This is a genomic window from Brevundimonas sp. VNH65, assembly GCF_049445955.1.
Lineage (GTDB): Bacteria > Pseudomonadota > Alphaproteobacteria > Caulobacterales > Caulobacteraceae > Brevundimonas.
This window is the reverse complement of sequence record NZ_JBMSDX010000001.1, coordinates 750,784-764,016: the sequence shown is the minus strand read 5'-3', so window position 1 is coordinate 764,016 and position 13,233 is coordinate 750,784. Positions and strand designations below refer to the sequence as shown.

Annotated in this window: 15 protein-coding genes; 12 read left to right on the top strand and 3 right to left on the bottom strand. The window is 67.7% G+C overall.

Features of this window, described 5'->3' with window-relative positions; translation table 11 throughout:
• Positions 1-21: 21 nt before the first annotated feature.
• Positions 22-966 carry an ACP S-malonyltransferase gene (gene fabD / locus ACO2Q1_RS03710; protein WP_423328196.1) on the bottom strand — a complete coding sequence of 315 codons (945 nt, stop codon included), beginning with the start codon at positions 964-966 and terminating at the stop codon, positions 22-24.
• A gap of 228 nt (positions 967-1,194) precedes the next feature.
• Here fabD and ACO2Q1_RS03705 point away from each other — a divergent pair, with 228 nt between their 5' ends.
• The 3 genes from ACO2Q1_RS03705 to ACO2Q1_RS03695 are packed head-to-tail and all read left to right on the top strand — an operon-like array spanning position 1,195 to position 2,862.
• Positions 1,195-1,530, top strand: a complete 336-nt coding sequence (locus ACO2Q1_RS03705; RefSeq protein WP_423328195.1) for a MarR family winged helix-turn-helix transcriptional regulator — start codon at positions 1,195-1,197, stop codon at positions 1,528-1,530.
• Positions 1,523-2,740 (top strand): MFS transporter, encoded by a 1,218-nt coding sequence (locus ACO2Q1_RS03700; protein ID WP_423328194.1) that lies wholly within the window; start codon positions 1,523-1,525, stop codon positions 2,738-2,740. Before ACO2Q1_RS03705 ends, ACO2Q1_RS03700 begins: the two co-directional genes overlap by 8 nt.
• Positions 2,737-2,862, top strand: coding sequence for a hypothetical protein (locus ACO2Q1_RS03695; RefSeq protein ID WP_423328193.1), 126 nt, complete (start codon positions 2,737-2,739; stop codon positions 2,860-2,862). The genes ACO2Q1_RS03700 and ACO2Q1_RS03695 overlap by 4 nt, the downstream gene beginning before the upstream one ends.
• Here the strand turns inward: ACO2Q1_RS03695 and ACO2Q1_RS03690 are convergent.
• On the bottom strand, positions 2,859-4,133 hold the full coding sequence (locus ACO2Q1_RS03690) for an Nramp family divalent metal transporter (protein WP_423328192.1): 1,275 nt from the start codon (positions 4,131-4,133) through the stop codon (positions 2,859-2,861). The two genes, ACO2Q1_RS03695 and ACO2Q1_RS03690, sit on opposite strands and share 4 nt — an antisense overlap.
• 228 nt (positions 4,134-4,361) lie before the next feature.
• Between ACO2Q1_RS03690 and rpsF the strand changes: the two genes are divergently transcribed.
• From rpsF to alr, 6 genes are all read left to right on the top strand, one after another.
• Positions 4,362-4,739 (top strand): 30S ribosomal protein S6, encoded by a 378-nt coding sequence (gene rpsF / locus ACO2Q1_RS03685; protein WP_423328191.1) that lies wholly within the window; start codon positions 4,362-4,364, stop codon positions 4,737-4,739.
• A gap of 14 nt (positions 4,740-4,753) precedes the next feature.
• Positions 4,754-5,035 carry a 30S ribosomal protein S18 gene (gene rpsR / locus ACO2Q1_RS03680; RefSeq protein WP_423328190.1) on the top strand — a complete coding sequence of 94 codons (282 nt, stop codon included), beginning with the start codon at positions 4,754-4,756 and terminating at the stop codon, positions 5,033-5,035.
• 1 nt (position 5,036) lies between these two features.
• Entirely contained in the window at positions 5,037-5,621 is a 585-nt protein-coding gene (gene rplI, locus ACO2Q1_RS03675) for a 50S ribosomal protein L9 (protein ID WP_423328189.1), read from the top strand.
• 133 nt (positions 5,622-5,754) lie between these two features.
• The gene (locus tag ACO2Q1_RS03670) at positions 5,755-6,138 is read left to right on the top strand and encodes a hypothetical protein (protein ID WP_423328188.1); all 384 of its coding nucleotides are present in this window, start codon (positions 5,755-5,757) and stop codon (positions 6,136-6,138) included.
• A 125-nt stretch (positions 6,139-6,263) separates the two neighbouring features.
• Complete coding sequence (locus ACO2Q1_RS03665) at positions 6,264-7,745, top strand: replicative DNA helicase (RefSeq protein WP_423328245.1); 1,482 nt, start codon at positions 6,264-6,266, stop codon at positions 7,743-7,745.
• An 81-nt stretch (positions 7,746-7,826) separates the two neighbouring features.
• Positions 7,827-8,897, top strand: a complete 1,071-nt coding sequence (gene alr / locus ACO2Q1_RS03660; protein WP_423328187.1) for an alanine racemase — start codon at positions 7,827-7,829, stop codon at positions 8,895-8,897.
• Positions 8,898-8,906: 9 nt separating this feature from the next.
• On the opposite strand, the gene ACO2Q1_RS03655 is transcribed toward alr, so the two are convergent.
• On the bottom strand, positions 8,907-9,530 hold the full coding sequence (locus ACO2Q1_RS03655) for a Yip1 family protein (protein WP_423328186.1): 624 nt from the start codon (positions 9,528-9,530) through the stop codon (positions 8,907-8,909).
• A 163-nt stretch (positions 9,531-9,693) separates the two neighbouring features.
• On the opposite strand from ACO2Q1_RS03655, the gene radA reads away from it, so the two are divergent.
• The 3 genes from radA to purF are packed head-to-tail and all read left to right on the top strand — an operon-like array spanning position 9,694 to position 13,230.
• Positions 9,694-11,058: a DNA repair protein RadA gene (gene radA, locus ACO2Q1_RS03650; RefSeq protein ID WP_423328184.1), complete on the top strand. Its 1,365-nt coding sequence runs from the start codon at positions 9,694-9,696 to the stop codon at positions 11,056-11,058.
• Between the two features lie 34 nt (positions 11,059-11,092).
• Positions 11,093-11,689, top strand: coding sequence for a CvpA family protein (locus tag ACO2Q1_RS03645; RefSeq protein WP_423328183.1), 597 nt, complete (start codon positions 11,093-11,095; stop codon positions 11,687-11,689).
• Positions 11,690-11,715: 26 nt separating this feature from the next.
• Positions 11,716-13,230: an amidophosphoribosyltransferase gene (purF, locus tag ACO2Q1_RS03640; RefSeq protein ID WP_423328182.1), complete on the top strand. Its 1,515-nt coding sequence runs from the start codon at positions 11,716-11,718 to the stop codon at positions 13,228-13,230.
• Positions 13,231-13,233 lie beyond the last annotated feature (3 nt).

The window sequence follows — 13,233 nt, the reverse complement described above, 5'->3', positions numbered from 1 at the left end:
GATCCGGCTTTCGCCGGATATTCAGAGCCCCTTCGCGAACGCCTCAAGATCTTCCGGCGTGTTCAACGGCATGCTTTCCACGTCCGGCGCGATGCGCTTGGCCATACCGGTCAGCACCTTGCCCGAGCCGACCTCGGCGAAACGGGTCACCGCTCCTTCAGTCGCCAGCCATTCCATCGATTCGCGCCAGCGAACCCGCCCGGTGACCTGCTCGACCAGCAGGCGACGGATCGCTTCCGGATCGCTCTCCGGCCGGGCGGTGACATTGGCGACCACCGGCACGAGCGGCGCGACGATCTTCGCATCGGCCAGAGCGACAGCCATCTCATCGGCGGCCGGCTGCATCAGCGGGCAATGGAAGGGCGCCGAGACGTTCAGGGGGATCGCCCGCGCGCCGAGTTCCTTGGCCTTTTCGATCGCCCGATCCACGGCCCCCTTCTCGCCGGAGATGACGATGTTGCCGGCGTTGTTGTCATTGGCCACGACACAGACGCCGACCTCAGCCCCGGCCACAGCGGCGGCTTCGGCGAGCGCCAGATCGGTCTTCGGGCCGATCAGGGAGGCCATGGCCCCCTGCCCCACCGGAACGGCGCGCTGCATGGCCTGCCCGCGCAATTTCAGCAGCCGGGCCGTATCCCCGATGCTCAGGGCGCCCGCCGCCGCCAGGGCCGAGTACTCGCCCAGGGAGTGGCCCGCGACAAAGCCGGCCCTCGACACATCGACGCCGAATTCCGCCCCTAACGCCCGGATCGCCGCCAGCGACACAGCCATCAGCGCGGGTTGGGCGTTCTCGGTCAAGGTCAGCTGATCTTCGGGCCCCTCGCGCATCAGCATCGACAGCTTCTGCCCCAGGGCGTCGTCCACCTCGGCGAAGACTTCGCGCGCGCTGGGGAAGGCGTCGGCCAGGGCCGCGCCCATGCCGACCGATTGACTACCCTGTCCGGGAAACAGGAGTGCGAGGGTCATGAAAATCGTCCTGACGCCGTTGATTCCGGGCGCGAGGGGTAGGCCCAAGCCGACGCGAGGGCAAGTCATCCTCCCGCGACCCGACCGCGACCGGCCTTGTCAGTCTGATCCGAAAACAATATTGCATATGCAATGACGCAAGCAACATCACTTTCCGACAACCAGCCCTGCGTCTGCGCTCGGCTGCGAAGAGCGTCCCGCGCCCTGACCCGCGCCTATGATGAGGCCTTGGCCCCCACAGGCGTCACCGTGACCCAGTTCAGCGTCCTTCGGACCGTGGCCGCCCTGAACACGCCCACGCTCGCCGAGCTGGCCGAAGCGACAGCGCACGAGAAAAGCGGCCTGTGGCGCATCGTTCAGCCCCTGATCCGCTCCGGCGCCCTGACGTCCGGCAAGGTCGAAGGGTTGCGCGGTCAGCACCTGACCCTGACCAAAGAGGGTCGAGCCCTGCTGGCTGAAGCGACCCCCGCGTGGACCAGGGCCCAGACCGGCGTCTCCAACATTCTGGGCACCCGTCGAAACCAACTGATCGCCCTGCTGCGCGAGGTCGAACGTCTTGTCTGACACCGCGCCCGCCCTGTCCCGCCGGGCCTGGATCATGGTCGCCGCCGGCGCCGCGATCGTCACCCTTGCGATGGGCGTTCGGCAGGCCTTCGGCCTGTTTCTCACGCCGCTGAGCCTCGATCTGGAGATCGGCCGCCAGATGTTCGGCCTGACCCTGGCGATCCAGAACCTGCTGTTCGGCCTGGCCCAGCCCTTCATCGGCGCCTATGCCGACAAGCATGGCGCGGGGCGCGTGGCGGTCGTCGGCGCGGCCGTCTACGTCCTGGGCCTGATCGTCGCGGCCACAGCGGCCAGCGCCGCTGGCGTGATGATCGGACTGGGCCTGTTGGTCGGCTTGTCGATGACCGGGATCACCTTCGTGGTCATGATGGGCGCCGTCGGCCGCGCCGTGCCGCCCGAGAAGCGGACAATGGCCTTCGGCGTCGTCACAGCCGGCGGATCTCTGGGCCAGTTCCTGGTCGTGCCGGCGGCTCAAGGCCTGATCGACGCCCTGGACTGGCGCGGCGCCCTGCTGGCCCTGGCGGGGCTGATCGCGATCATCGTCGCCCTGGCTCCGGCTGTGTCAGGCCGCCCCCCTGCCGCGACAGCGGCCGACGGCCCGCCGCTGAAGCAGGCGCTGAAGGAAGCCTTCGCCCACCCCAGCTTCTGGTGCCTGAACGCCGGCTTCTTCGTCTGCGGCTTCCACATCGCCTTCGTCGGCACCTATCTGCCGGGCTATATCCGCGACGGCGGCCTCTCGGCCGGCATCGGCGCGGCGGCCCTGGCTCTGATCGGGCTGTTCAACATCGCCGGGTCGTGGCTGTGGGGCCTGTGGGGCTCCAGGGGCTCGAAGAAGGCGCTGCTGGCCCTGCTCTACGCCCTGCGTGGCGTCATCATCATCGCCTTCCTGTTGGTCCCCCTGACGCCGGTCAGCGCCCTGATGTTCGCCTCGGCCTTCGGCTTCCTGTGGCTGGGGACCGTCCCGCTGACCAACGGTCTGATCGGCATGATTTATGGCGTGCGCCATCTGTCGGCCCTGGCCGGGATCGTCTTCCTCAGTCATCAGGTCGGCGCCTTCTTTGGGGCCTGGGGCGGCGGCCTGGCGTTCGACGCCTTCGGCTCCTACGACCTGATCTGGGCCGCCTCGATCGCCCTCGCCTTCCTCGCCGCCGCCGTCAATCTGCCGATCCGTGAACAGCCGCTGACCCGGCCCGCCGGAGCGACGGCATGAAGATGCGCGCGCCACATTGGCTGGCGGTCGGCGGAGTCGCCCTCACCGTCCTGGGCGGCTGGCTGTGGCTCAGACTTGGCGTCCCGGTCTGGCTTCAGGACGCCGTCGCCTTCTGCCTTTAGCTCATCAGTCCGATCAGTTCGCGCCCCGCCAGGACAGCGAACAGAACGGCCGCCGCGCCCAGCATCAGGTTGGACAGCCACCCGCTGCGCCATTCAGCCGGCACGCGCCCGCTGTTCAGCAGCCAGAGCAGCGTCCCCGCCAGGAACGGCATGAACAACGCGCCCAGGACGCCATAGGCGACGATCAGGCCGAACGGCCGGTCCATGAACAGCAGGATCATCGGTGGAAACGTCAGCCACAGGGCATAGGCGCGGAACGACCGGGTGCGCTCGCTCCGCGCAGACGGATCACCGGCCCGGCCGCGCGCGTGGGTGACGAAATCGGTGAACATCAGACTGACCCCCTGCCAGACACCCAGCAGGCTGGAAAAGCTGGTCGCCCAGAAGCCGACGAGAAACAGAACCGAAACCGGGCCGCCGAACCGTTCACGCAGCACCTTGTCCAGATCCAGCAGGCCGCGATCGCCGCCCTGCAAGGCGATGCCGGCGGCGTGCAGCAACTCCGCCCCGACGATCAGCATGGCGATGACGAACACGCCGGTCACCAGATAGGCGACACGGTTGTCCAGCCGCATGGTCGCCATCCAGCCCGAGCCCTTCCACCCCTTGGCGTTCAACCAATAGCCATAGGCCGCCATGGTGATGGTGCCGCCCACCCCGCCGATGAGGCCCAGGGTGTAGAACAGCGACCCTTGCGGCAGCGCCGGCCACAGTCCGGTCAGCAGCTTCGGAATGTCCGGCGCGACCAGGACGGCCAGACTCACCACCGTCACGAACATCAGACCGACGAAGGCCGTCATGACCTTTTCGAACAGGCCGTAGCCGCCGAACCAGACGAACAGCAGCCCCGCGACGCCGCTGAGCATTCCCCAGGCCTTGAGGTCCAGAACGGGAAACAACGCCGCCAGCGGCAGGGCCGTCGAGGTCATGGCCGCCGCTCCGTAGACGAAGCCCCAGACCACGACATAGACCCCGAAATACAGGCCCGCCCAGTTCAGCCGACCGACCAGGGGCCGCCCCAGGCTGGACCAGCCGTCGAACACCGTGCGCTCGCTGGCCAGGGTCCAGCGCCCCACGGCCTCGGCCAGGGCGATCTTCAGCAACGTCCCCACTATCGCCGCCCACAGCAGGGCGTAGCCGAAGCGCGATCCGGCGATCAGGGTCGCCACCAGATCGCCGGCCCCCACGCCCGTCGCCGCCACAACGATGCCTGGACCGATCAACGACCAGCGGCCGCGCCGCTCCGGCGGACTTGCATTCTGATCGGTCATCGCCGCGTCTCCATCCCGGCCAGCCTGCCCGGCTTCTCGACAGCTGCCAACAGCGCCTCCGGCCTTGCCAGTCCGGGCCTTTTCCCCTATACGCGCCCGCTTTCCAGGGCTTCGGTCCTGATGCGGAACGCCAAAGGGGCCGGAAACCGTCCGTCCCGCCGCCTCAGGAACCATCGTGAATCGGCTCCCCGGCCGGTCCACGCCGACGTCCGCCAAGGGAGATGACGAATGGCTCTTTACGAGCACACGGTCATGACGCGCCAGGACATCAGCGCGCAACAGGCCGAAGCCCTCAACGACACCATCAAGGACCTGATCGTCGCCGGCGGCGGTTCGGTCGCCAAGATCGAGTACTGGGGCCTGCGCAACCTGACCTATCGGGTCAAGAAGAACCGCAAGGCGCACTACTCGCTGCTGGCCGTCGACGCCCCTCCGGCCGCCATGGCCGAGGTCGAGCGTCAGCTGTCGATCAACGAAGACGTCCTGCGCTGGCTGACCGTCCGCGTCGAAGAACTGGACCTCGAGCTGTCGCCGCTGCTGGCCCGTCGTGAACGCGAGCGCGAGCGCGAGCGTGAACGCGGTCCCCGCGAAGACGTCGAAGCGTAAGGAGAGCCGGGATCATGACTGACGCCACCCGCAACAACGTCCCCGGCACGCCGGTGAACCCCTCGGCCGGCCCGCGCCGTCCGTTCTATCGTCGCCGCAAGGTCTGCCCGTTCTCGGGCGAAGGTGCGCCGAAGATCGACTACAAGGATGTGAAGCTGCTGCAGCGTTACATCTCCGAACGCGGCAAGATCGTGCCCTCGCGCATCACCGCCGTTTCTCAGAAGAAGCAGCGCGAACTGGCCAAGGCCATCAAGCGCGCCCGCTATCTGGCCCTCCTGCCGTATGTGGTGAAGTAAGATGAAGGTCGTTCTGCTTGAACGCGTCGAGAACCTCGGCGCCATCGGCGACGTCGTCACCGTCAAGGACGGCTTCGCCCGCAACTTCCTCCTGCCCCGCGAGAAGGCGCTGCGCGCCACCTCGAAGAACTTGGAGAAGTTCGAACTGGATCGCGCGGCCATCGAGGCCCGCAACGACCGCAACAAGGCCGACGCCCAGAAGATCGCCGACAAGATCGACGGTCAGTCCTACGTCATGATCCGCCAGGCTGGTGAAACCGGCCAGCTGTACGGATCGGTCGCCGGCCGCGACGTCGCCGAGGCCATCCGCGCCGAAGGCGGCAAGGTCGAACGGTCGCAGGTCGTCCTGAACACCGCGATCAAGACCCTGGGCGTCCACGAAGTGCTGGTACGCCTGCACGCCGAGGTCTCCGCCACGGTCAAGATCAACATCGCGCGTTCGGCCGATGAAGCCGAGCGTCAGGCCAAGGGCGAGGACGTCATCGCGTCCCAGTTCTCGGACGAGCGCGAAGCCGCCGAACAGGCCGCTCAGGACCTGATCGAAGGCGGCGCCGGCCAACAGGAAGGCCTGGGCTTCGAAGCCTGATCCCTTCCGGCTCGATGAAGACGATCAAGGGCGCGTCCTCCGGGACGCGCCCTTTTTCTTTCCAGGCCTGCCGGCCTTGATTCGGCCGCGAGAGGACGGCCGAGCTGGCGTCCTGGATATTCGGAGCTCGCCGATGCGTCGCCTCTTCCTCGCCTCTACGCTCGTCCTGCTGACGTTCAGCGGCGCCGCCCTGGCCTCACCGCCGCCGATGACGCTGGAGGAGTTCGTCACCACGGCGAACCGCATCCCGATGAATCCCACCGCCCTGCTGCGATCCGACGCCCGCCGACTGATGCGCGAATCGCAGAACGCCTTCACGGCGGTGCTGGAGCCGATGCGTCGCGACATGGCCGCGGGGCGGCCCACGGCCGCCTGTCCGCCGGAGAAGATCAGCATCAACAGCGGCCAGTTCCTGGGCCATCTGAACGCCATCCCGGCCGCCCAGCGCCGCACCATGACCGTGGCGGACGGCGTCCGTCACTGGACGGTCGCCAACTATCCCTGCCCTCGCCGCTGAAGCCCCGCTTCCGATGTCCGGAAAAGGGGAATTCCGGACGGTCCACAGCGCGGCGAAACTGTCCCCGTTCATCTCCGTGACCGGCTCTGACGCAGGAGCATGCAACGGCTATGGCGTTAACCGAAATGAACGCCTTCGCCCCCTTCTCCCCTGACGCCGTCGCCGTGCCGTCCATGCCCCACAACCTGGAGGCCGAGCAGGCGCTCCTAGGCGCGCTGATGTTCGACAACGGCGTGTTCGAACGGCTCAGCGACCGGCTGCGCGGGACCCATTTCTACGAACCGTTCCACCAGCGTCTGTACGACGCCATCGAGGACCACATTCGCCAGGGCCTGCTGGCCGAACCGACCATCCTGATGGAGCGGTTCAAGCAGGATCCGGCCTTCGCCGAGTTCGGCGGTCTGCGCTATCTCGCAGACCTGATGGATCGGGCGCCGCCCGGCGCCAACGCCCCCGACTACGCCCGCGTGGTCTATGATCTGGCGCTGCGGCGTGAACTGATCCGCGTCGGCGGCGACATCATCAAGGAGGCGCCCGACCCCGAACGCGCCGCCATTGACCAGATCGAACAGGCCGAACTGACCCTCTACTCGCTGGCCGAGAACGGACAGCCGTCATCTGGCTTCGTCAGTTTTTCCAATGCCCTGTCCGGCGCAGTTCAGATGGCGGCCGAGGCCTACCAGCGCGACGGCAAACTGGCGGGCCTGGCCACCGGCCTGGATGATCTGGACCAGAAACTGGGCGGCCTGCATCCCTCCGACCTGCTGATCCTCGCCGGCCGTCCCTCGATGGGAAAGACCGCCCTGGCCACCAACATCGCCTTCAACGTGGCGCGCAGCTATCGGTGGGAGCCGACGCCCGAGGGCCGCAAGACCGTTTCGGGCGGGGTCGTGGCCTTCTACTCCCTGGAAATGAGCGCCGAACAGCTGGCCATGCGTATCCTGGCCGACGCCTCGGGCGTGTCGTCCGACAAGCTGCGCAAGGGCGAGATCGACGCCTCGGACTTCGGCAAGGTGCGCGACGCCGCCATCGAAATCGGCGAGAGCCCCCTCTACATCGACGCCACCGGCGGCCTGTCGATCTCCAAGCTGGCCGCCCGCGCCCGACGCCTGAAGCGCATGGAGCACGGCCTGGACCTGATCATCGTCGACTATCTGCAGTTGGTCACGGTCGGCGAGGGCAACGGCCAGAAGAACCGGGTGCAGGAGGTGTCGGAGATCACCGGCGGCCTGAAGGCCCTTGCCAAGGAACTGGGCGTCCCGATCATCGCCCTGTCGCAGCTCAGTCGCCAGGTCGAGTCGCGCGACGACAAGCGCCCTCAGCTTTCTGACCTGCGTGAATCCGGCTCGATCGAGCAGGACGCCGACTGCGTCATGTTCGTCTATCGCGAGAGCTACTACCTGGGTCGCGCCGAGCCCCGCGAGGGCTCCGAAGAGCACCTCAAATGGCAGGAAGACATGGACCGGGTGAAGGGCACGGCCGAGGTCGTCATCGGCAAGCAGCGCCACGGCCCCATCGGCATCGTCAAACTGGCCTTCCACGACGACACGGTGAAGTTCGGCAACCTGGCGCGCGGCTTCAGCGCCTTCAGCGATATTCCGGAGTAGCCATACAGCTCAGGTCGATTTTCTCGCCTGACCCGGCAATTTTGGGCGTGACGGGCACGAAACATGCGGCATAAGGCGCGGATGAGCGCCTCCCCCGCCCTTTACGACCTAGCGCCCGCCGTTCTCACCGTCGATCTCGACGCCCTGGCCCGCAACTACCACACGCTCGCCGCCGTCAGCGGCCGGCCCGTCCATCCTGTGGTGAAGGCCGATTCCTACGGCCTGGGCGCGGCCGCCTGCGCGCGCCGGCTGATCGCTGAAGGCGCGCGCACCTTCTTTGTCGCCCGGGCGGCCGAGGGCGTGGCTCTGCGATCCGCGCTCGGCCCAGAAGCGATCATCTATGTCCTCGACGGCTGCCACGGTGACGTCATCGCGGACCTGAAAGCCGCCGATCTGCGACCGGTCGTCAATCAGCCGGGCCAGCTCCAGGCCTGGACCGCGGCGAACGGCGGCGCCTGGGGATTGCAGATCGACACGGGCATGAACCGCCTCGGCTTCCGCCCGGAGAACGCGCCTGATCCATCCGAAGGCCTGACCCTGGTGATGAGCCATCTGGCCTGCGCCGACGAGCCCCAAAGCCCGATGAACCGGCGACAGCGCGACACCTTTGCGGGGATCGCCGACCGCTACCCGGACACCCCGAAGTCCTTCGCCAACTCGGGCGGCTGTTTCCTCGGCGACGACTTCGGCTTCGACGCGGTGCGGCCAGGCGTCTGTCTCTATGGCGGAGGGCCGGAGGGTCGGCCGGACCCGCGCATCGCAGCCGTGGCGACCTTCTCGGCCGAAGTCGTCCAGGTCCGCGACGTGCCGGTGGGCGAGACGGTCGGCTATTCGTGCGGTTTCAAGCCCGATCGTCCGACCCGCATCGCGACGGTCGCCGCCGGCTACGCCGACGGCGTGCTGAGATCCTACACCGGGCGCGGCTCTGGGCAGGTCTGGCTGAACGACGGCCTTCGCCCCATCGTCGGCCGGGTGTCGATGGACGTCATCGCCGTTGATGTGACCGATGCGCCCGACACGGCGGTCGGCGATCGCGCGGAACTGTTCGGGGCAAACCGGCCGCTGGACGACGCCGCGACGGCGGCCGGGACGATCAGCTATGAGCTGATCACCTCGATCACGCCCCGCGTGCCCCGTCGCTACCTGGGCTGATGCCCGCGCCTACAGGTTGCTGATCGCGGCCATGCCGACCGCGCCGCCGACCAGTCCCAGCGTCACGCCGGCGATGATGAAGCCTGCGATCATGCTGGCGACCACCAGGGCGATGATGACGATCACCGTGTACAGCACCGCCTTGTCCTGAGGGCTCTTCATCACGGCCCTGAGGCCCAGATACAGCAGATAGACCCCGTAGCAGGAGGCCAGCAGGCTCAACAGCCAGCCGATACCGGGCACGAGCTGTCCCACGCCGCCGACCCAGCCGGCCGTCGAGGAATAGACGGCGGTCTTCATCGCCTGAACCCGGTTCGGCGCGCCCCCGAAGCTGGACGCCAGGGCGTCGATGATCAGGCCGAGGGCGAAGACGATCAGCAAGGCCAGGCCGTATCCGAGAACCGCAGCGATCAGCAGTCCCACAACCGAATCGCCCCCCCCGAAGGCGACGCCGCTGATCAGCCCCGCGATGGGGCCGATCGCCGCCAGCGGCACGGCGTAGTTGCGGATCAAGGCGCCGATCGTGGCGAATTCGTCGTCGATGATCGGCCACTCCGACTGGGGCCGCATCAGTATCCCCTTGACCCTCGCGACCAGGTTGGGATCCAGGGCGGGCGGATTGGCTTCAGTCATGGGGGCGGTCTTTCGGAATCTGGCCTGAAACTGGAATGACGACGATACTGGACCGGCCTTCACGACGGTTTCAACCGGAAGGCGCGCATTTTCGGCGTCAAAATCGGTCGCAGCCTTCGATTGCGTCCGCGCGGGCCCGGTCGCTTGCTGCTAGGAAGCCGATATGGCGAAGGACAGCGCGATTTTCGTATGCCAGGCGTGCGGCGCCGTGCACGGCAAATGGGCCGGGCAATGCTCGGCTTGCGGCCAGTGGAACGTCATCGTCGAGGAAAGCCGCAGCGCCCCGCCCGGCGCCCTGAAGCCGGCCGGCGGCGCGCGGGGCCGTGGTCTCAGCTTCGAGACCCTGGCGTCCGACACGCCAGAGCCTCCGCGCATCAAAACCGGTGTCGGCGAATTCGATCGCGTCTGCGGCGGCGGCGTGGTCCCGGGTTCCGCCATCCTGCTCAGCGGCGACCCCGGCGTCGGCAAGTCCACCCTGCTGCTGGATGTCTGCGCCCGTGCGGCCCTTGCCGGTTCGCGCGTGGCCTATATTTCGGGCGAAGAGGCCATCGAACAGATCCGCGCCCGCGCCAAACGCATGGGTCTGGCTCATGCCCCGGTCGACCTGGCCTCGGCCACGGCCCTGCGGGAAATCCTGTCGACGCTGAAGCGCGAGCGGTTCGACATCGTCATCATCGACTCTATTCAGACCCTGTGGTCCGACGTCCACGACAGCGGCCCCGGCTCCATCGTCCAGGTCCGCGCCTGCGCCGGCGAACTGGTTCGGCTCGCCAAAAATCAGGGCGTCGCTGTGGTGCTTGTGGGCCACGTCACCAAGGACGGCCAGGTCGCCGGCCCGCGCGTGGTCGAACACATGGTCGACGCCGTCATGACCTTCGAGGGTGAGCGCGGCTATCCGTTCCGCATCCTGCGCGCGGGCAAGAACCGCTTCGGCGCCACCGACGAGATCGGGGTGTTCGAGATGGGCGATGCGGGCCTGAAGGAGGTCGCCAACCCCTCGGCGCTCTTTCTGGGCGAAGGCAAGGAGCGCGCGGCGGGAGCCGCCGTCTTCGCCGGCATCGAGGGGTCGCGGCCGGTCCTGGTCGAAATCCAGGCCCTTGTCGCGCCGTCCGCCTACGGCACGCCCCGCCGGGCGGTCGTCGGCTGGGATTCCGGCCGCCTGGCCATGGTGCTGGCGGTGCTGGAGGCGCGCTGCGGCCTCGGATTCGGAGACCGCGACGTCTATCTGAACGTCGCCGGCGGAATGCGGGTCAACGAGCCTGCCGCCGACCTCGCCGCCGCCGCCGCCCTGATCAGCTCGGCCACCGACATGCCCCTGCCACAGGGCTGCGTGGTCTTCGGTGAAATCAGCCTGTCGGGCGAAGCGCGCGCCGTCGGCCGGGCCGAGGCCCGCCTGCGCGAGGCCCGCAAACTCGGCTTCGACCAGGCCCTCTGCCCTCCCCTTGCGGCCAAGGGCGGCGACCTGAATCTGTCGACCGTCACCCGGCTTACGGAAGCGGTCGATAGAATCTCGCAAAACCGGTATTGATGTCCCGGCCAACCGCTGAGGAACCTCCACGACCGTGACCGGCTTCGACGCATTGGCGATCATCGTCATCCTGGCCTCTGCGGCCTCGGGCTGGGTGCGCGGCGGCGCGCGCGAGATCGTCACCCTGCTCAGCTTCGTCCTCGCGGCGATCCTGGCCCTCATCAGCCTGCCTCTGACGTCGCGAATCGGCCGGGCGCTGGTGAACCCCGACTGGGCGGGAACCATCTTCGCCGCCATCCTGACCTTCCTGATCCTCTATTTCGGCATCCGGATCGTTGGGGCGATGATCACCAAACAGGCCCGCACCAGCCCCCAGCTCGGCGCCCTCGATCACGGTCTGGGCACGGTCATCGGCACGGGGCGCGCCCTGGTGCTGCTGGGCGCCGTGCATCTGGTCATCGTCGCGGCCTTGCCCGGCGAACGCACCCCCGGGTGGCTCACCAACGCCTGGCTGCAACCGGTCACGGCCGGGGCGGCGCGCGCGATCCAGGCCGTCCTGCCCGGCATAGGTCGCGGCGCGGACGCCCTGGCCCCGGTCGTCGATTCTTCCGTTCGCCGAGGTTTTTCCGACGATACCGCCTTGCCGAAACCTCAATCAGACAATACTTCGCCGCCATCCGCCGCCCCCTGAATTCCGCCTGTCATCGGAGCCCCACGATGCGCAGCCTCGACCACGTGATTTCGGACCCCGTCGTCCATCGCGAACATCATCGCGAGGCCGATGACGATCGGCCCCGGCTGGAGTGCGGCGTCTGCGGCGTCTGGGGGGCTTCCGACGACGAGGCTTCCAGCATCGTCGCCCTGGGCCTGCATGCGCTCCAGCATCGAGGCCAGGAAGCCTGCGGCATCGCCAGCGTGAAGGACGAGCGGTTCCATACCGAGCGCCATCAGGGGCTGGTCGGCGAGGCCTTCGGCGGCTCTGACCTGTCGGAACGCATGCCGGGCCCCGCGGCGGTCGGCCACACCCGTTACTCCACCGCCGGCGGCAGCTTCCTGCGCAACATCCAGCCGATGTTCGCCGACCTCGACCAGGGCGGCATCGCCATCGCCCACAACGGCAACCTGACCAACTTCCACTATCTGCGGAACCAATTGGTCGGCGAGGGTTCGATCTTCCAGTCCACCTCGGATTCCGAGGTCATCCTCCACCTGATCGCCCGCAGCCGTAAGGCCAAGATCGTCGATCGCTTCATCGACGCCCTGGCGCGGATCGAAGGCGGCTACGCCCTGGTGGCCCAGACCCGCACCAAGATGATCGGCGCGCGCGACCCCTTGGGCATCAGGCCCCTGGTGCTGGGTCGGCTGGGCGACGCTTGGGTCCTGGCGTCCGAGACGGCGGCCCTGGACACCATCGGTGCGACCTTCGAGCGCGATGTGGAAAACGGCGAGGTCATCGTCATCGACCACGAAGGCTTCCGTTCGCTGAAGCCGTTCCCGACCCGGGCAGCTCGCCCCTGCCTGTTCGAATATGTCTACTTCTCGCGCCCCGACAGCGTTGTGAACGGCCGCTCGGTCTATGACGTGCGCAAACGCATGGGCCGCGGCCTGGCGCTGGAACATGCGGTCGAGGCCGACGTCGTGGTCCCCGTGCCGGACTCCGGCGTGCCCGCTGCCCTCGGCTACGCCCAGGAAAGCGGCATTCCGTACGAAATGGGCATCATCCGCAGCCACTATCTGGGCCGCACCTTCATCCAGCCCAGCCAGGGCGCGCGGCAAAAGGGCGTACGCATGAAGCACAGCCCCAATCGCGGCGTGCTGGAGGGCAAGCGCGTCGTCCTGATCGATGATTCCATCGTGCGCGGCACGACGTCGGTGAAGCTGGTTCGGGCCGTCCGTGCCGCAGGCGCGACCGAGGTGCATCTGCGGTCGGCCAGCCCGCCGATCCTCTATCCGGACTTCTACGGCATCGACATGCCCGAGCGCGATCAGCTCATCGCCGCCAACAAGTCCATGGAGGAGATGCGCCAGTATCTGGAGGTCGACACCCTCGGCTTCCTGTCCGTCGACGGCCTCTATCGCGCCATGGGCGAAACCGGCCGGAACGCCGCCCAGCCCCAATTCACCGACCACTATTTCACCGGCGACTATCCGACGCGTCTGACCGACCGCGAAATCGAGGAAGGCGGCCGTGAACAGGTGGCGAGGCAACTTTCCCTGCTGGTGAGCGCTTAAGCT

Coding starts and splice junctions, on each gene's coding strand:
- alr (WP_423328187.1), top strand. CDS start 7,827: ATGAGCGCCTCCCCCGCCCTTTACGACCTAGCGCCCGCCGTTCTCACC.
- purF (WP_423328182.1), top strand. CDS start 11,716: ATGCGCAGCCTCGACCACGTGATTTCGGACCCCGTCGTCCATCGCGAA.
- ACO2Q1_RS03655 (WP_423328186.1), bottom strand. CDS start 9,530: ATGACTGAAGCCAATCCGCCCGCCCTGGATCCCAACCTGGTCGCGAGG.
- rplI (WP_423328189.1), top strand. CDS start 5,037: ATGAAGGTCGTTCTGCTTGAACGCGTCGAGAACCTCGGCGCCATCGGC.
- radA (WP_423328184.1), top strand. CDS start 9,694: ATGGCGAAGGACAGCGCGATTTTCGTATGCCAGGCGTGCGGCGCCGTG.
- rpsR (WP_423328190.1), top strand. CDS start 4,754: ATGACTGACGCCACCCGCAACAACGTCCCCGGCACGCCGGTGAACCCC.
- ACO2Q1_RS03690 (WP_423328192.1), bottom strand. CDS start 4,133: ATGACCGATCAGAATGCAAGTCCGCCGGAGCGGCGCGGCCGCTGGTCG.
- ACO2Q1_RS03695 (WP_423328193.1), top strand. CDS start 2,737: ATGAAGATGCGCGCGCCACATTGGCTGGCGGTCGGCGGAGTCGCCCTC.
- rpsF (WP_423328191.1), top strand. CDS start 4,362: ATGGCTCTTTACGAGCACACGGTCATGACGCGCCAGGACATCAGCGCG.
- fabD (WP_423328196.1), bottom strand. CDS start 966: ATGACCCTCGCACTCCTGTTTCCCGGACAGGGTAGTCAATCGGTCGGC.
- ACO2Q1_RS03665 (WP_423328245.1), top strand. CDS start 6,264: ATGAACGCCTTCGCCCCCTTCTCCCCTGACGCCGTCGCCGTGCCGTCC.
- ACO2Q1_RS03670 (WP_423328188.1), top strand. CDS start 5,755: ATGCGTCGCCTCTTCCTCGCCTCTACGCTCGTCCTGCTGACGTTCAGC.